Genomic DNA, 17,213 nt, shown 5'->3' on the forward strand with positions numbered 1-17,213 from the left:
CTCACCGGAGGTGGTGCTGGGGGGAAGCGAGGATCGCCCGCGCGACGGCGGTGATGGCCCCGTTGAACGTGGCGTCGACCTTGGCGGTCGCCGCCACACCGGCCACGCCGAGGATGAGGTTCTTCTCCCGCGTGCTGAACTTCTGGCCCACCAGCCGCAGGGAGAGCGCGTCCACGTACGCCCCGGCCGTCGCCGGCGGCTTGGCGACCAGCTTCTCCGGCGCGGTGTACGTGAACGTGGTGCGGTAGCCGGCGAGGATCTCGCCCGCCTCGTTCCAGCCGTTGACCATGGTGCCGGCCGAGGTCCAGGCGACGTAGACGTCCGGGTAGCCGTCCGGAGTGGGCTGGCCCATCGGGTAGTGGCCCAACTCGCGCAGCTTGTCGTTGATCTGGCGCAGCCCCCGGGCGTAAGCGGTGCGCTTGCTGTCGCCGTTGTTGTGCTTCGGCGACGCCTCGGGCGAGACGCCCAGGGTGCGGTACGTGGCCACCAGGTACTCCATCGGCCGGCGCACCTTCTGGCCCACACCGGCCCAGAACTCCGAGGAGCAGAAGAGCGTCATCAGGACCGGCTTGATCATGCCCTTGTTGGTGGTGTACGTCTTGGCCAGCCGGTCCACCAGGGACTTGGGCGGGGTGTCCGAGACGAACCGGGTGGCCAGGCTCTGCGCCACGTACTTCGCCGTCGACGGGTGCGTCGCGATGTAGGTGATGTACGCGTCGATGGCCGCTTCGGCCTTCTTCGGGTCGGCCGAGTTGTTCGCGTGGGTGAACCCGAGGATCTTCACCTTGCCGACGTAGTGCTGCTCGGGGCGGAAGACGTACTTGCCGTCCTGGACCCCACGGCCGGTCTGGAGCATGGCGGCCTGCCGGACGTCCGGCTCCTTGTAGCCGCCGTCGACGCCGACCGAGTAGAGCTCGAGGTTCTCCCGGGCGAGGTTCTCGTTGATGGCGTCCTTGCGGGAGTCCTTCTGGTTCAGGTAGATCAGCAGCGCGGGGTGCTTGTTCGCGGCGACCAGCATCTCCGGGTAGCTGCCCAGGGCGTGCTTGCGGATGACGTCCTGGTCGAACGAGGAGCGGTACACCTCGCCGCCGTCGAAGTCCGCGGCGACGTGCAGGAAGTCGTTCCAGAAGTCGACCATCACCTCGAACAGTTGGCGCTTGGACCAGATCTGCCGGGCGATGGTGGCGTCGACCATCTCCTGCTCCGGCTGGGCACCCTGCTCGTTGAGCTTGTCCCGCTGGTCACGCAGCTGCTGCGTGGAGAGCTTCTGGGTCGGCAGCTCGGCGAGCTTCAGCTCACCCTTGCTCGGCTCCAACTTGTCCGGGTCCAGCTGGGCCCGGATCCAGGCGTCCATGCCCTCGCGCTTGATGTCGGCGAGCAGCGCGGGCGTCACGCCGAAGGTGGCGCGCCGGGCCAGGTGCAGGATCGGGTCCTTGGCCAGGACCGTCTTCACCGTCACCTTCGTCGCCGCCGCGGCGGCGGCCGGGCCGGAGTAGGTGCGCCCACCGGCCGGCGCGTTCTTCTTCAGCGCCTCACCGGCGCGCGAGCCCATGTAGCTCTCGTTCTGCTCGGTGTAGGTACGCACCGTGCTGGGCTGCTGGCCGCTGGGCCGTGCCGCGGTGCCGTCGGTGACCGTGCTGCCGGTCGCGTCGCCGGCCACCGCCTCGTCGCCGAAGAGGCCCCGCAACTGCGGGGTCATGGCGAGCGCCGCGCCACCGGCGACGACGGCGGCGGTGCCGCCGAGGGCCACCATCGCCTTGCGTCGGCCGACCTTGCGACCCGGATCGTCGTCGTCGTCGAGGGTGGGCAGTCCGGTGCCGGCCGGGCGGGCCGGAGCCGGGCGGCCGAGGCCCTCCGGCCCGATCCACTGCGGACCGCGCGGGGCGGGGGCCGGTTGCCCGGCGTACTGCTCACGCGGGTCGACCGGCGCGGCGTAGCCGCCCTGCTGGTGGGGCGAATCGTAGCCGTAGGGCGCGTGCGGGTGGGGGTCGCCGTAGCCGTCAGCGTTGTGGTGCTGGCGTCCGTCCCAACCGCGGTCGTCCCGCGGTCGACGTGGTGGCACATTCTGGTCGGCCATGTACCAATCCCGATTTCTGATGAGCGCCGGAAGCTGCTACCGGGCAGGTGCGGCAGTGCGGCGACTGTTGCCTGAGGGAGTTGCTACGGCAAAGTAACCAAGGCCCCAGGGCCCTTCAAGGTGGCCGGAACACACCCGTGAGGGCACTTAAGACAGCGTTCAGTGCTGCCTTCGCGGCGGGCGGTGGGCGGTGGCCGACCGCAGACTCTCCCAGCAGGGCGTACGCGCGTCAGCCGAGTACGGATCGGACCACTTGCCCGTAGCCGACACTTTCGGCGCCGTTCACCACCAAAGGCAAACTTAAGGTCCGGGTAAGCCGGACATGAGGGGCGCTCGCGTGGAGGAAAAGTAGCAGCAACGGGCGAGCGTGAGCCGCCACCGCAGCGGGTATGCCGCCGAACCGCTGAACGCGTGAGGGGAAGGCAGCGCCATGCTCAGCAAAGAGGATCAGCGCAGATTCGACCAGATCACCCGTCAGCTCCGGGAAAGTGACCCGGCCTTCTTCAAGAAGCTGGACCACCGGGTTCGGGCCCGCAGGGGCCGCTACCTGATGTTGTTGACCATCGTGCTGTGGGCGTCACTGCCGGCGATAGCCGTATTCGCCGGTCGGCTCACCGGCGCGATCTGCGCGGTGGTGCTGGTGGCCAACGCCGCGATCATGTGGCGGTTCCGCCGCCGCTGGACATGACTGCTCCACCGCTCGACGGGACGGCTCACCGGTCGGCCGGGCCGAACGCCCGGTACGCGCGACGCAACCGTTCGAGCGTTCCCGGCCCACCGATGGTCGCGGCCGGCGCTCCGAGCTGGCGCAGCAGCAGGTCGGTGCCGGTCACCAGTCGGGGCGGCCGGTCCGGCAGCGGCACCGGCGCCGACCAGAACCGGTCCGCCGCCTCGGCCAACGGCGTCGCCGACAGCCCGGCGAGCGCACGGGCGGCACCGACCGGCGTCAGGACGTCCACCGCCGACCCGGCACCGTCCGGTTCGGACGGTTCGTCGACCGGCGGGGGCGGTGGGGTGACACCGGTGGCCGCCGCCCGGCGGGCGCGGAGTTCGTCGAGCAACTCCGCGCGGGACCGACCGCGCCAGTGCAACAGCTCGAACGGGTCCGCGTCGAACGCCTCGGCCAGCAGGTAGAACGTCGCCGCGAGGTGCTTGCAGGGCACCGCGAAGTCGGGGCAGTTGCAGCGCTGGGTCAGCTCGTCGACGGCCGCCGGGAACAGCGGCGCGCCGGCGGCGGCGAACAGCTCCTCCAACTCGTCGGGGAGGTCCCCGGCGAGCAGCCGGGCGCTGAAGAACGCCTGCCCGGCCAGCTCGTCCTCGATTCGGGACCAGAGCGCGGCCGGGAACGGCCGCACCCCGATCGACACCTGGTACGGCTGCGGCCGGGAGCCCTGCACCACCGCGCTGACCCGCCCGGGTGTGATGTCGAGTGTGAGCACCTGACCGGCCCGCGCGTACGACCGGCCCCGGGTCAACCGGGTGCCGAGCGCGAACGACTCCAGCACCTCCAGGAAACGCCGCGACCACCAGGACCGGCCGATGGCGCCCCGGGCGCTGCGGGCCCGCAGACCCCCGTCGACCCGGCGGGGACGCCCGTAGTCGGCGAAGTCGCTCACGTCGGCACTCCGCTGCGCTCCGTGCCGACGCGAGGCACAAATTGGCTGTGCCTGACGGTTCGCTCGCTCCGCTCGCTCACTCCACCACCGCCCCGGCCTCCAGGGCGAACAGGTCCCGCAACTGGCCGGTGGACAGCTCGGTGATCCACTGCTCGCCGGTGCCGACGACCCGCTCGGCGAGGCTGCGCTTGTCGGCGATCAGCGCGGCCACCTTCTCCTCGACAGTGCCGGCGCAGACGAACTTGCGGACCTGCACCCGTCGGCGCTGCCCGATGCGGAACGCCCGGTCGGTGGCCTGGTCCTCGACCGCCGGGTTCCACCACCTGTCCACATGCACCACGTGGTTCGCGGCGGTCAGCGTCAGCCCGGTGCCGCCGGCCTTGAGGGACAGGACGAACAGCGGCGGACCCTCCGCCGACTGGAAGCGCTGCACCAGGGTGTCCCGCTCGGCCTTGCCGACGCCACCGTGCAGGAACAGCACCTCCCGGCCGAAGCGCGCCGACAGGTGACCGCGCAACATCGCGCCGAACTCGGCGTACTGGGTGAACAGCAGCGCCCGCTCCCCCGCCGCCAGCACCTCCTCCAGGATCTCGGTGAGCCGGGCCAGCTTGCCGGAACGGCCCTCCAACGGCGAGCCGTCGCGCAGCAGTTGGGCGGGGTGGTTGCAGACCTGCTTGAGCCGGGTCATGGTGGCCAGCACCAGACCGCGTCGCTCGATGCCGTCGCTGGTCTCGATCCGGGCGAGCATGTCGTCGACCACCACCCGGTACAGCGCGGCCTGCTCGGCGGTGAGGTTGCAGAGCACCTCCATCTCCAGCTTCTCCGGCAGGTCGGAGATGATCGACGAGTCGGTCTTGAGCCGGCGCAGCACGAACGGCCCGGTGATCCGACGCAGGCGCTCGGCGGCCTCGGCGTCGCCGTGCCGCTCGATCGGCTCGGCGAACCGCTTGCGGAACGTCGCGGCCGGCCCGAGCAGGCCCGGGTTGGCGAACTGCATGATCGACCAGAGGTCGGCGAGGCGGTTCTCCACCGGCGTACCGGTGACCGCCACCCGCTGCCGGGCGGGCAGCGCCCGGACCGCCTCGGCCTGCCGCGTCGACGCGTTCTTGATCGCCTGCGCCTCGTCCACCACCACCCGGTGCCAGTCGATGCCGGCCAGGTCGGCGGCGTCGCGGGCGGCCACCGAGTAGGTGGTGAGGACCAGGTCCGCGCCGTGCGCGGCCGCGGTGAACTCCGCCCCCCGCGCCCGCTCGGCACCATGGTGTACGTGCACCCGCAGCCCCGGGGTGAACCGCGCGGCCTCCCGCTGCCAGTTGCCGACCAGCGACATCGGACAGACCAGCAGCGTCGGCCCGGCCTCCGGTGGGTCCCCGGCGAGCAGCGCGAGCAGTTGCACAGTCTTGCCCAGCCCCATGTCGTCGGCGAGCACACCGCCCAGGCCGAGGGAGCGCAGGAAGGCCAGCCAGGCCAGTCCACGCTGCTGGTACGGCCGCAGCGTCCCCTCAAAGCCCGGGGGCGGGTCCAGCGGGGTGAGCCGCCGCTCGACCGCGCCGGCGAGCAGGTCGCCCAGCGCCCCGTCGGCGGTCACCTCCAGCACCGGCAGCGCGCCGGTGGCCTCGCCGTCGGCCAGCCCGAGGCGGAGCAGGTCGGCGACGGTCAGCTCGCCGGCGGAGCGGAGCAGGCGCAGACCGGCGGCGAGCCGCCCCGGGTCCAACTCCACCCACCGGCCGCGCAGCCGGACCAGCGGGGTCTTCATCTCGGCCAGCACCGCCAACTCCTCGGCGGAGAGCGGCTGGTCGCCGAGGGCGATCTCCCAGCGGTAGTCGACCAGGGCGTCCAGACCGACGCCGGCGTCGACGCCACCGACCGTGCCCGGCGCGGTACGGCTGCGGGCCCGCAACCGGGCACCCAGGCGCGCCGACGGACGCTGCCACCAGGACGGCAGCAGCACCCCGAAGCCGGCCGCGTGCAGCACCGGGGCGCCCGCGCTGAGGAACCGGTGGGCTCCCTCGACGTCGAGTTCCATCGCCTCCGGGGCGGCGGTCCGCAACGCGGCGTCCAGGTCCGGCCAGAGCCGGCTGGCCCGGCCCAACTCGGCGAGCAGGGTCTCCTGCGGGCTGGCCGTCCGGCCCGCCAGGCCACCGGGTGTCTGCGGCCCGCGCCAGACCTCCCCGGCGTCGACGTGCAGGCCAGGCTCGTCTGCGGCCTGCAACCCGAACTCCAGCCGCCACCGGCCGCCACCGGCCGACCCGACCGGCACCGGCGCGGAGTCGACCGCCGCCCGCGCGGAGTCGGCCAGTGCCGGCGCGGTGGCCAGGAACGGTTCGGTGACCTCGTCGGGGGCCGGCTCGACCAGTCGGAAGCTGGCCCGCACCGGGCCCCCGGCGGCGTCGCGCTGCCAGGCGTCCAGTTCCGCGCCGAGCGTGGCCAGCCCGGCCGGGTCGATGGTGAAGTCCCGCTGCGGGCCGGCGAGCGCGGCCAACCAGGCCGGCGCCGGACCACCCGGGCGCAGCCCCCGGGCCAGCGTGGTGGTCGCCAGCGCGGCCCGCGCGGCGGCGTCGGTCAACGCGTCGAGCGCGTCCGCGACCAGCGCGGCGGCGGTCAGCTCACGGTCACCAGAACCGGCGGTCGCTGCGGCGGCACTCTCGTCGGACCGCTGAGCAGCAGCGGCGGGGGTAGGCGTTGGCGAGCCGGTGGCAGTGGCCGGCAGGACGGTGGCGCGGGCGGCGGGTGGCAGGGCCAGCGCCAGCGATCGCGCCCAGGCGGCATCGGTGCCGGTCAGCAGCGGACGCCAGACCGCCTGCGCGGGCACCCGCGCGGCAGCCCCGGAAGACGCCACCGTTCCGCGAGCGCCGGAGGGCTGGTCACCCACCGTCGCACCGGGCGGCTGGTTGTCCGTCGTCGCACCAGCGCCGGGCAGTTGGTCGCTCGTCGTCATGCGTACACCGGGCAGGACCCGGCCACGGGTCACCAGGTCGGCGGCGAAGTCGGCCAGCTCGGCGAGGTGCCGCAGGGTGGCCCCGGCCACCGCCGGGATGTCGTCCAGGGTGTGCAGCAGCGACAGGGCGTCGTCCGGGGCGTACACCAGAATGGGCACCCGCCAATTGGCCAGGGTGAGCCGGCCGCGGGCCGCAGGTGCGACGGTGGTGCGGATCAGCTCGGGTGAGTCGGTCGGCGCACCCGCCCGGGTGGGCAGGGTGAGCAGCGCGGTGTCCGGTCGGGTCGGCTCGGCGGCCTCGGCGAGGACGGCGGCCAGGTCGGTGTGCCCGGCGGCGAAGGGGTGCGGGCGGTCCCGGGCCGGGCGGCCCGCACGAGCAGCGGGAATCGGCGCCGCGCTGTCCTCGGCCCAGACGGCGAGGCCACCTGTCGAGCTGGCGCCGGTCGAGCTGGCGTCGGGCAACCACAGCCCGTGGATGACCAGCACCCGTTCCCCCTCGTCGTCGCCCGCGACCAGGATAGGTGGCCCAACCTGGCCGGACCGACACCCCCACCTGCGTGACCTTGCAGTTGGTGTTGGTGTTCTGCGAAGAAGGCCTCATTCTGTCGCCGCAGAAAGTGCACGATCGCGTGGCCTGCAGGCTCGGCCGGCAGCAGGCTAGCGTCGGCGGCGTGGTCGATCTGTTGGTTCTTGGCGGGCTCGGGGTGGATGTGCGGGTCCGGGTGCCCGCGCTGCCGTTGCCGGCCGCCGACTCCCACACCGTCGAGCCGATCGAGTTGCGGATCGGCAACACCGGTGCCGGGGTGGCGCTGGCCGCCCGGGCGCTCGGCCTGCGGGTGCTGGTGGTGGACACCCTCGGCGCGGACCCGGCCGGTGAGCTGGTCCGGGCGGCGCTGACCCGGGCCGGGGTTCCGGCGGTGCTGGCCGAGAACCCGGACGGCACCCGCCGTTCGGTGAACCTCGTGGACCCGGGTGGGCGACGCACGTCGCTGTACGACCCGCGCCCGTGGCGGGGCGGCCCGCCGTTCTCCGCCGCGGAGGTGGCCGCGCTGGCTCGTGACGCCCGGCACGTCCATCTCTCGATCATGGATTGGGCGGTGCCGCTGCTGCCCGCCGTGCGGGCTGCCATTGCGGCAGGCGTGGCGCTCTCCACCGACCTGCACGACTGGGACGGCGAGAACACCTACCATCGGCCGTTCGCCGACGTTGCCGACCTCGTTCTGGTGAGCGGGGTGCGGCTGGGCGACCGGGGCGCGTCGCTCGCCGGCACGCTGGCTCCCCGGACAGTGCTGGTGACCAGGGGCGCGGACGGCGCCGAGTTGTTCCCGGGCGACGGCACGGTGACGCCGGTGCCACCCGCCACCGCACCCGCGCCGGTGGTTGACACCAACGGGGCGGGCGATGCCTTCGCGGCCGGGCTGATCGCCGCCCGGTTGCGTGGCGAGCCGCTGGCGGACGCGGCCCGGTACGCGGCGCGGGTCGCCGCCGCGGCCTGCGCCCATGACGGGATGGAGTACCCGCCGGGCCTGCTGCCCAGCGGTTGACGGCACGCCGCCGCGCCGACGGCGTACGGCGGGCAGGGCTCAGAACGCGCCGCACTCGCCGTCGGTCAGCTCGCGCAGGATGTCGGCGTGGCCCGCGTGCCGGGCCGTCTCCTCGATCAGGTGCACCAGAATCCACCGCACCGACGCCTCACCGAGCTGCGGATGCGGCACCACGTGGTCGAGGTCGACGCTCGCGGCGACCGCCCGGGACCGCTCACAGGCCCGCTCGTACGCCTCGACGAGCCCGGCGACGGTCTCCTGGTCGTCGAGCATGAAGCTGGCGACCGCGTCCTCCTCGGAGGTCAGGTAGACGTCGCCGGGCTCGGGGGCCAGCAGGGTCGGGAACCAGTTGCGCTCGACGAGGGTGAGGTGCTTGACCAGCCCGGCGAGCGTGGTAGCCGAGGGCACCAGCCGGCGGCGGGCGTCGGCGTCGGAGAGACCGCGCAGTTTGCGCAGCAGCACGGCCCGGTGGAAGTCGAGGAACGAGGTCAGCACGGCGCGCTCGTCGCCGGTGCGGGCGAGCACCGGACCGAGCGTGGGATCGATCGTCTGCTCCATTCGCCGACCCTAGCCACGGGCCGGTCACCCCGCTGCCCCGCTATCCGCTGCGAGCGGGCGCTGCGCCGGGCAGGATGGGCGCATGGCTTCCTCCGTGCAGATCCCTCTCGTCGGCGGCACGGCGGACGGGCAGACCATCACCGTCGAGCTCGACAGCAACGGTCGCCCGCCGCTGACCCACCATCACCTCGGCTCCGGTGGGCTGGCCGACGCGCAGATCTACGAGTTGGAGAACTTCCGCGAGGACGCCCGCGAGTGGCGCTACCGGTGGACCGGCCCGGCGGTGTGACCGCCGGCTCAGACCCGGGTGAGGGTCTGGCTGCGCAAACTTTCCAACACGCCACGGGTGACCTCCGAGGTGCCCCGCGCCTGATCGCATACCTCCGCCACCCGCCGCGCGGTGGCGTCGGCGCGTTGCTCCCGCTCGTCCCACAGTCGGTCGACCTCGGCCAGCAGCGGCCCCTCGACCTCCCGCTCCACACCGCGTAGCGCCGGCACACCGAGCCGCTGGGCCAGGTCGAAGACCTTTCCGGCGTACGGCAGGGGCAGGAACGGCGTACCGACCATCGCCGCGAAGATCAGGAAGTGCAGGCGCATGCCGACGGCCAGGTCGAAGTGGCGCATCAGCCCCAGCACCTGCTGCGGAGAGTAGGTGCCGTGCAGGATCCGACCCCGCTCGGCGGCGACCATGTGCGACAGCACCCCGTGGGCGTGCCGGATGTCGTCCCGCTCCATGGGCACGAACAGCACGTACGCGTCGATCCGGTGCACCAGGAAATCACCGATCTGGGCCAGCAGCCGGTGGTAACCGTCCACGTCGAGGCGTTCGGCGGCCCGGCCCGGCTCCCGCACGCTTATCCCGACCAACCGCTTGCCGACCGGCACCCCCTCCTCGGCCAGCAGGTGGGCCGGGAACTCCTCCGGTTGCAGGAGGAACGCCGGGTCCGCGGTGACGGTGATCGGGTTGAGCAGGCCAGCCTCCTCCAGCACCATCCGGGACTCCTGGTCCCGGACGGTCACCTGGGTCGCGCTGGAGAGCGTTTCCCGGACCATGCCGGTGTCCACCCCGTCGCTGAGCGGCCCGACCCCCACCGCGTAGGTGATCAGTGGCAGGCCCCGCTCCTGGGCGACCCGGACCACCCGCAGGTAACGGCGGGCCTCCCGGTCGTAGAGGATGCCGCCACCGCCCAGGATGAGCAGGTCGAGCTGGGCCAGGACCAGGGCCGAGTCGGTACGGCTCACGCCCTCCCACGGCACCGCTTCGACGTCCGGGTGCGCGGCCCGGGTGTGCTCCGGGTTCCGGGAGAAGACGATGATCCGGGCGTTCGGTTCCTGCGTCCGCAGATCGGTGAGCAGGCCGGTGAGGATCGCCTCGTCGCCGAGGTTTCGCCCACCGTACGAGCCGAGCACACCGATGGTCAGTCCGGCGCCGTGCGTCATCCGTCGCTCCTCCCCAGGTGCGGTCCGCGCCGGTTTCCCGCTGGGCAGGTGAACAGTCCTGCCGGGAGGACCGACAGTGCACGGCGTCGGCGGCGGTTCAGCCCGCCGGGGTGACGCGTTTCGCCATCTGCCGCGAGGTGACCTCGAAGCCCAGACTGCGGTAGAGGCCGAGCGCCACGGTGTTCGTACCGAAGACGTTCAGACCCAGCTCCGGCACGCCGAGCTGGGCGAGTTCGGCCTCGATGAGCTGGATCATCCGCCGTGCGTACCCGCGTCCCCGGTGCTCCTCGTGCACCTCGATGTTGTGGATCCACGCCTGGTTCGGTGCGGCGGCCGTCGGCAGGGTCACCCAGATCCAGCCGACCTCGGTGTCACCGACCCGGGCCATCCGCAGCAACACGCCCTCGGTGTCCACGCCGGCCGGCAGCGACTCCCCGATCTGGGTGACCGTCCGCTCACGGGCCGCCTCCGGGGTCATCCCCCGGTGGGCCACCAGGTACTCGGCGTACCCCTGCTCCAGTGCCCCCAGCAGGCGGGCCAGTTCCGGCGCCGTCATCGGCGTCAACGTCAACTCCACCGCGTCTCCCCTTCATCGTCGCCAGCAGGCAGTGCAGCAGAACCGGCCTGGACACGCCAACAGATTCACCGCCGGGGCGGGCGGGGTCAGGATGCCGTCGGCGGGTCCAGTTGGCGGGCCAACTGCGTCAGGTCGTGCAGCCGCAGGTCGCCGTCGAGCCCTTTCAGCGCGGCGGTCATCGCCCCGGCCGCCCGCCCGGCCCGCAGGCCGACCTCGGCGTCCTCGACGACCAGGCACCGCGCCACCGGTACGCCCAGCAGCGCCGCGCTCCGCAGGTAGCCCTCCGGGTCCGGCTTGCCGACGCTGACGTCCTCGACCGTGACGAGCACCGGCGCCTTGATGCCGGCGGCGTCGAGCCGGGCCTCGGCGAGCCGCGCGTCGGCGCTGGTCACCACCGCCCAGGGCAACCCCAGTCGGGCCAGCACGTTCAGCAGTTCGTGCGCACCGGGGGTGGCTGTCACGTCGGACAGGTCGTCGTACTGCAACGCCAACTGTCGCGCGGCAGCGGTGGCGACCGCGTCGTCGTCGAGCGCGGGCAGCAGCCGGCGGATGGTCCGATCGGCCGGGCTGCCGTGCGCGATGGCCAACGCCGCCGCCGGATCGACGGCGTACTCGCCGGCCCACCGCTCCCAGGCCCGCTCCACGGCGGCGTCGGAGTCGACCAGGGTGCCGTCCATGTCGAACAGCACCGCGCCGATGCCTGCCAGTTCCACGACCACTCTCCCCGCATCGCTCGCCCCACCCTCCCCCACCTGGCAAGATCCGCGCAACTTCGGTGATCCTGCTGTCTCGTCGCCGGGTGAGGCAGCAGGATCCGTGAAGTCGCGCGGATCATGGCGGCCCACCGCGTCCGCAGGCCGTCGAGGATCGCGGGAATCGGACCTGAGGGTCGCAACGAGGGGTCCGATAGCCGCCAGACGACGAGGCCGCGCGGCCAGATGATCGTTTGCATGACGACGACACTCAACGACAGGGTCGCACTGGTGACCGGAGGTTCCCGGGGCATCGGGGCCGGCATCGCCCTGCGTCTGGCCCAGGACGGGGCCGACGTGGCGCTGACCTACCGGCAGGACGCCGAGCGGGCCGCGACAGTGGTGAAGCAGATCGAGGCGCTGGGCCGACGGGCGCTGGCGATCCAGGCGGACGGCGCCGACCCGGCCGCCGTGCAGGGCGCTGTCGACCGGACAGCCGCCGAACTGGGTCGGCTGGACATCCTGGTGAACAACGCCGCGGTGTTCACGGTCGGCGCCATGGACGAGCTTGGCTCGGCCGAGGTGGAGCAGACCGTCGCGGTCAACATCCGGGCACCGTACGTCGCCGCGCGGGCGGCGCTGCGGCACCTGGGCGAGGGCGGACGGATCATCAGCATCGGCAGCAACGTCGGTGAACGGGTGGTCTTTCCCGGGCTGACGCTCTACGCGATGAGCAAGTCCGCCCTGGTCGGGCTGACCCGGGGCCTGGCCCGGGAACTGGGCTCCCGGAACATCACCGTCAACCTGGTCAACCCGGGGCCGACGGACACCGACGCCAACCCGGCGGACGGGCCGAACGCGGCGGCGATCACCGGATTCACCGCCGTCGGCCGGTACGCCCGCCCCGCCGACATCGCGGCCACCGTCGCGCACCTGGCCAGCCCCGAGGCCGGTTACGTGACCGGTGCGGTGGTCAACGTGGACGGCGGCTTCAACAGCTGAGCACCCGGGCGGCGTCGGCGCCATCCGACGCCGCCCCGGGCTCAACCAACCCAGTGCCGGCTCGTCAGCCGTCGTGGCCCAGCACCGGGCGTACCGCGTCGACGAACGAGATCCGGTGATTCGTGCGTACCTCGATCGCCGCGAGCCAGCGCTCCCGGTGCCGGTCGCGCAGCGGCACACCCCGGTCGCCCGGCTCGTCACCGAGCCGGCGCTGGTCGGCGTGCTCCGCGGTGAGGCTGGTCAACACGGCCCGGCCGACCGCCGCGACCTCCGCCGGGCCCTCCAGCAACACCAGGTTGTACGCCTCGTCGACGGCGCGCATCGCCGCGTACGCCTCGTCGAAGCCGGGCACCGGCTCGCCCCCGCCGGGCTCGAGCCACCGCCGGTCCAACTGCCGGTACGCCTGGTCGCAGGCGCCCAGAAACCCGACGTACGCGTCGCGGCGCAACTCGTCCCGACGCGTCGCCCACCGCTCGACGCTCTCCTGCCGGGCGACGGTGAGTTGGTGGGCCAGTTGCCGGCGGGTGCTGAGCGCGCCGACCAGCCCGGTCAGGGTGGCGGCGGCCAAGGTGGACAGTGAGGTGATCAGCGCGACGGCGACGGTGTCCTGCACCCACCCATCATGGCGTGATCACTCCGGACCGTCCGGCCCGGGCGGGCCTTCGCCGACTGGCCGACCGGCTGGCAGGCCACGATCACCCACCAAGCTCTGCCACGCCGCGGGCGAGGAGGTCGACGCCGGCCGGATGTCTCCCGCCGAGGCCGCCGAGGCGCTCCGGACCGTCCTGACCAGGATGCTGCGCTCCACGGCCTGATCCGGCGTCAGAAAGTGGGCTCTTCCTGCGCGGCGTCAAGTCGGTCGGCTCGACGCTGAAGGTCTGTGGCGATGGCGTCCCAGTCGGGACCGAAGGCGTTCAGATCGCCCGCCGCCAGACGCAGCAGTTCGACATCCTCCGGGCGTTGCAGGCAGGCCAGCCGGAACGCGAGGTTTCGCGCCCACACCGGAAGGCCGATCCAGTCCTCCCTCAGCATCACCTCAAGCATCGCCACGATCTCGTCAGCCGACGCGAACGTCACCACCTCGACGTACGCGCTGGCGACTCTCCCGCTGTACTCGCGACCCGCGAGCATCCGGGCCAGCTCAAGCAGCGACATGCACTCCGGCGAGAAGGGCTGCGCGTCAGACGAGTCCTCGGACTGATCCCTGGCGCCCCTACCCAGCAACGCCCGCAGCCGACCCACCATCTTCACGATCCGAAAGATATCCGCTCCCCGTCCGGCACGGACGCCAGCCGGAACGCGCGTCGGGTCATCATGATCAAGTGATGAGAAACAGCTGCCAGGAGTGCTCCTGGCCTACTTTTCATCACTTGATCACTCCGGACCACGCAACGGCGGGCGGAGGCGCCACCGTGAGGCCGTGACGGCCCCGCGGGCCGCCTGCGCCAGCACAGGCCAGGCTGACGGGTGACGATCAGTGCAGGGTGGGCGCGGCAGGTTTCGAACCTGCGACCCCTCGCTTGTAAGGCGAGTGCTCTCCCACTGAGCTACGCGCCCGGATCGCCCGTGGCGGGCCGGTGGCTGGCAAGCTTACCTGCCCGCCACCGACCCGGGTGCACGGCGTACCCCGGTCAGTTGGTCGCTTCGGCGACGGCCTTGCGCCAACCCTGCTGGTCGCGGGCCTCGCCCGGACCGTTCATCTCGGCGAAGCGGACCACGCCGGTCCTGTCGATGACGAAGGTGCCCCGGTTGGCGAAGCCGGCCACGTCGTTGAAGACCCCGTACGCCTGGGCGACGGCACCGTGCGGCCAGAAGTCGGCCAGCATCGGGAACTGGTAGCCCTCACGGTCGGCCCAGATCTTGTGGCTGTAGACCGAGTCGACGCTGACGGTCAGCACCTGGACGTCGTCGTTCACGTACTCGTCGAGGTTGTCTCGGATCTCGCTCAGCTCGCCCTGGCAGATGCCGGTGAAGGCGAGCGGGTAGAAGACCAGCAGCACGGTGCGCCTGCCCCGGAAGTCCGACAGTCGGACCTCCTGGTTGTTCTGGTCCTTCAGCACGAAGTCCGGTGCCTCGGCACCAACCTCGATGAGCATGCGCACTCTCCTCGGGTCGAGTCGGGTGAACGGCAGCGGCCTGCCACCCGGCGGTGGGCGGACCGTCGGGCGCGCAGAGCGGCGCTGGCTACTTCTTGGCCTTGGCCCCTCGGCGCAGCACCAGACGTGCGCCGCTCCAGTCCCGGCCGGCGTTCACGGTCGAGGTCTGCTGAAGGCCAGCGGTGGGCGCGGACTCCGCGACCTCGCTCGGCTCGACGTGCCCCTCGCGCCCCGCCTTGGGGGTGAGCAGCCACACGACGCCGTTGTCGGCCAGCGGGCCGAGGGCATCGACGAGCAGCTCGAAGAGGTCGCCGTCGCCGTCCCGGTACCACACCAGCACCGCGTCGACCACCTCGTCGGTGTCCTCGTCGACCAGATCTCCACAGCGGTCGGTCAGGGCGTCTCGGAGATCCTGGTCGACGTCGTCGTCGTACCCCATCTCCATGACGACCATCCCCGGTTCGATCCCGAACCGGTCCGCCAGGCTGCGTACCCCGTCGGCGGCCTGACCAGCGGTCGCGCTCACTGTCGCGTGCCTCCTCATCTCGTCCCTGCTCGCGGCGTCGGTGCGACGCCGTCAGGCAAAGTCCACACACTTGTGGGTCTGCGCGCAAGTGGCGCACCGGGTGGAACGGAATTTACCGTGCCAGCAGCGTACGGGCACCGTCGGTAATGGCTTCCGCGGAGACCAGTACGTGACGTGCTGCCGGACCTAATGGTACAAACGAGTCAACTCCCGCCACTCGCCGCGCGGCACCGACATATCCGGCGTCGACGAGCGCGGCGATCACGCCCTCGCCGACCCCGCCGGAGCGGCGTGTCTCGTCCACCACCAGCACCCGGCCGGTCGCCGAGGACTCCCGGATGATGTCGGCCACCGGCAGCGGGGCCAGCCAACGCAGGTCCACCACGCGGGTGCCCACCCCCTCCTCGGCGAGGACGGCCGCGGCCCGCAGCGACATCCGCACCCCGTTACCGAAGGTGATGATGGTGAGGTCGTCGGCCGACCCGACGCGGTAGACCCGGGCCCGCCCGATCGGCACGTGACCGGCCACCCATCCGCCCGGCTCCGGATAGCCGGCCAGCCACTCTCCGTCACCGTCGACGTACAGGTCGCGGGTGTGGTAGAGCGCTATCGGTTCCAGGAACACGCACACACTGCCGTCCACCGCCGCGCTCGCCAGACAGGTTCGCAGCATGGGCGCGGCGTCGTCCGGCCGCGCCGGCACCGCGATCACCAGACCGGGCACATCCCGGAGTACGGCCACCGAGTTGTCGTTGTGGAAGTGCCCGCCGAACCCCTCCTGGTACGCCAGGCCGGCCACCCGCACCACCATCGGGTTGCGGAACGCCCCCTGGGAGAAGAACCGCATGGTGGCCGCCTCACCGCGCAGCTGGTCCTCGGCGTTGTGCAGGTACGCCAGGTACTGGATCTCCGGCACCGGCAGCATCCCGGCCAACCCGGCACCGAGGCCCAGCCCGAGCACCGACGTCTCGTCGAGCAGGGTGTCGAAGACCCGGGCCGCCCCGAACCGGTCGCGCAGCCCCTTCGTCACCCCGTACACGCCGCCCTTGGCGGCCACGTCCTCACCGAAGACCGCCATCTGCGGGTGGTCGAGCATCCCGTCGGCGAGCGCGGCGTTGATGCTCTGCGCCAACGTCATCGGGCCGGCCAGCTCCGGCGGCTTACCGCCGAACGCCTCCGCCCGGGCGGCCGCGCCCGGCCCGCTGGCCCGCGCCGCGGCGTCGGCCACCGCCCGCGCCACCCGCACCGGACGGCGAGGCGCCAGCGTCGACACCACGTCGGCCGCGCCGGCCAGCTTCGGCTCGCCCAGCACCTCCTCGGCCAGCCGGCGGACCTGCCAGCCGGTCTCGTCGTACCGGGAGAGCAGTTCCGCACCGGTCGCCACGCCGGCGGCGGCCAGCAGCCGCGCGGTGCCGGCCACCGGGTCCCGGTCCAGGTCCTCGGCCAGCTCGGCCGGGCTCCGGTACGCGGTCTCCGCGTCCGCCCCGGCGTGCCCCATCAGCCGCACGGTGCGCAGGTGCAGCACGGCCGGGCGCCGGTTGCGGCGCACCCAGGCCGCGGCTTCCGCCGCCACCGCGTACGTCTGCACCGGGTCGCTTCCGTCCGCGCTGAAGTAGCGGATGCCCGGCTTGGCCCGCAGGGTCGCCTCGACCCAGCCCTCCGGCGAGCGGACGCTGATGCCCAACCCGTTGTCCTCGCAGACGAAGAGCACCGGGATGCGCAGCCCGGCGTGGTCGTACCAGCCGGCGGTGTTGAAGGCGGCGGTGGCGCTGGCGTGGTTGACCGAGGCGTCGCCGAACGAGCAGACCACTATCGCGTCCGGTGGCCAGGGGGCGTGTGTGGCGCCGGCGCCGCTGCCGACCCGCACCCCGGCCCCGGTACGCCGTCCGGCGCTGTCCAGCCGGCGCAGCCGCTCCACGGCGAGCCCCATGCCCACGGCGCGGGGCAGGTGCGAGGCGATGGTGGAGGTGGTCGGCACGATGGCCAGGTCGGCGCGGCCGAACACCTTGTGCCGGCCACCGGCGATCGGCTCGAGGCTGGACGCGACCATCCCGCGCAGCACGTCCCGGGCCGCGTCGGCGTACGCCGTGAAGCCACCGGTGACCCGCTCGGACCCGGACGGCTCCGCTTCGGACACCGCCGCGTCG

General features: G+C 72.6%; 15 protein-coding genes, 1 tRNA gene and 1 pseudogene. 4 read left to right on the plus strand and 13 right to left on the minus strand.

Annotated features, from left to right (window positions below; all coding sequences use genetic code 11):
- Position 1 precedes the first annotated feature (1 nt).
- A complete protein-coding gene (locus tag AB0C03_RS12935) occupies positions 2-2,077 on the minus strand; it encodes a DUF1800 domain-containing protein (RefSeq protein WP_030330223.1) in 2,076 nt (691 codons plus the stop codon).
- 430 nt (positions 2,078-2,507) lie between these two features.
- Between AB0C03_RS12935 and AB0C03_RS12940 the strand changes: the two genes are divergently transcribed.
- On the plus strand, positions 2,508-2,765 hold the full coding sequence (locus tag AB0C03_RS12940; RefSeq protein WP_030330224.1) for a DUF3040 domain-containing protein: 258 nt from the start codon (positions 2,508-2,510) through the stop codon (positions 2,763-2,765).
- A 25-nt stretch (positions 2,766-2,790) separates the two neighbouring features.
- On the opposite strand, the gene AB0C03_RS12945 is transcribed toward AB0C03_RS12940, so the two are convergent.
- Both AB0C03_RS12945 and AB0C03_RS12950 read right to left on the minus strand, forming a co-directional pair.
- Positions 2,791-3,735 carry an SWIM zinc finger family protein gene (locus tag AB0C03_RS12945; protein WP_030330225.1) on the minus strand — a complete coding sequence of 315 codons (945 nt, stop codon included), beginning with the start codon at positions 3,733-3,735 and terminating at the stop codon, positions 2,791-2,793.
- Between the two features lie 34 nt (positions 3,736-3,769).
- The gene (locus tag AB0C03_RS12950; protein WP_030330226.1) at positions 3,770-7,117 is read right to left on the minus strand and encodes an SNF2-related protein; all 3,348 of its coding nucleotides are present in this window, start codon (positions 7,115-7,117) and stop codon (positions 3,770-3,772) included.
- A 185-nt stretch (positions 7,118-7,302) separates the two neighbouring features.
- Between AB0C03_RS12950 and AB0C03_RS12955 the strand changes: the two genes are divergently transcribed.
- Entirely contained in the window at positions 7,303-8,175 is an 873-nt protein-coding gene (locus tag AB0C03_RS12955; RefSeq protein WP_357636620.1) for a carbohydrate kinase family protein, read from the plus strand.
- Positions 8,176-8,214: 39 nt separating this feature from the next.
- On the opposite strand, the gene AB0C03_RS12960 is transcribed toward AB0C03_RS12955, so the two are convergent.
- On the minus strand, positions 8,215-8,733 hold the full coding sequence (locus AB0C03_RS12960; RefSeq protein ID WP_357636623.1) for a DinB family protein: 519 nt from the start codon (positions 8,731-8,733) through the stop codon (positions 8,215-8,217).
- 82 nt (positions 8,734-8,815) lie between these two features.
- Here AB0C03_RS12960 and AB0C03_RS12965 point away from each other — a divergent pair, with 82 nt between their 5' ends.
- Positions 8,816-9,022 (plus strand): DUF8847 domain-containing protein, encoded by a 207-nt coding sequence (locus tag AB0C03_RS12965; RefSeq protein WP_030330229.1) that lies wholly within the window; start codon positions 8,816-8,818, stop codon positions 9,020-9,022.
- 8 nt (positions 9,023-9,030) lie between these two features.
- On the opposite strand, the gene AB0C03_RS12970 is transcribed toward AB0C03_RS12965, so the two are convergent.
- The 3 genes from AB0C03_RS12970 to AB0C03_RS12980 form a co-directional block, all read right to left on the minus strand.
- Positions 9,031-10,173, minus strand: a complete 1,143-nt coding sequence (locus AB0C03_RS12970; protein ID WP_030330230.1) for a polysaccharide pyruvyl transferase family protein — start codon at positions 10,171-10,173, stop codon at positions 9,031-9,033.
- A 97-nt stretch (positions 10,174-10,270) separates the two neighbouring features.
- A complete protein-coding gene (locus tag AB0C03_RS12975; protein ID WP_357636626.1) occupies positions 10,271-10,750 on the minus strand; it encodes a GNAT family N-acetyltransferase in 480 nt (159 codons plus the stop codon).
- Positions 10,751-10,836: 86 nt separating this feature from the next.
- Positions 10,837-11,463, minus strand: coding sequence for an HAD-IA family hydrolase (locus tag AB0C03_RS12980; RefSeq protein WP_030330232.1), 627 nt, complete (start codon positions 11,461-11,463; stop codon positions 10,837-10,839).
- Positions 11,464-11,700: 237 nt separating this feature from the next.
- Here AB0C03_RS12980 and AB0C03_RS12985 point away from each other — a divergent pair, with 237 nt between their 5' ends.
- Positions 11,701-12,444 (plus strand): 3-oxoacyl-ACP reductase family protein, encoded by a 744-nt coding sequence (locus AB0C03_RS12985; RefSeq protein WP_357636630.1) that lies wholly within the window; start codon positions 11,701-11,703, stop codon positions 12,442-12,444.
- Between the two features lie 64 nt (positions 12,445-12,508).
- Here the strand turns inward: AB0C03_RS12985 and AB0C03_RS12990 are convergent, their stop codons facing one another.
- The 6 genes and pseudogenes from AB0C03_RS12990 to AB0C03_RS13015 form a co-directional block, all read right to left on the minus strand.
- Positions 12,509-13,057: a hypothetical protein gene (locus AB0C03_RS12990; RefSeq protein WP_210861987.1), complete on the minus strand. Its 549-nt coding sequence runs from the start codon at positions 13,055-13,057 to the stop codon at positions 12,509-12,511.
- A 209-nt stretch (positions 13,058-13,266) separates the two neighbouring features.
- Entirely contained in the window at positions 13,267-13,689 is a 423-nt protein-coding gene (locus AB0C03_RS12995; protein WP_357636844.1) for a hypothetical protein, read from the minus strand.
- A 240-nt stretch (positions 13,690-13,929) separates the two neighbouring features.
- A tRNA-Val gene (locus tag AB0C03_RS13000) sits at positions 13,930-14,001 on the minus strand.
- Between the two features lie 74 nt (positions 14,002-14,075).
- On the minus strand, positions 14,076-14,540 hold the full coding sequence (locus AB0C03_RS13005) for a peroxiredoxin (protein WP_030330239.1): 465 nt from the start codon (positions 14,538-14,540) through the stop codon (positions 14,076-14,078).
- Between the two features lie 88 nt (positions 14,541-14,628).
- Entirely contained in the window at positions 14,629-15,066 is a 438-nt protein-coding gene (locus AB0C03_RS13010) for a DUF3052 domain-containing protein (RefSeq protein WP_030330240.1), read from the minus strand.
- Positions 15,067-15,178: 112 nt separating this feature from the next.
- Positions 15,179-17,155, minus strand: a pseudogene (locus AB0C03_RS13015) (transketolase C-terminal domain-containing protein); the annotation flags it as partial.
- Positions 17,156-17,213: the final 58 nt, after the last annotated feature.

The sequence above is a fragment of the Micromonospora parva genome, assembly GCF_040649675.1.
GTDB classification, from domain to species: domain Bacteria; phylum Actinomycetota; class Actinomycetes; order Mycobacteriales; family Micromonosporaceae; genus Micromonospora; species Micromonospora parva.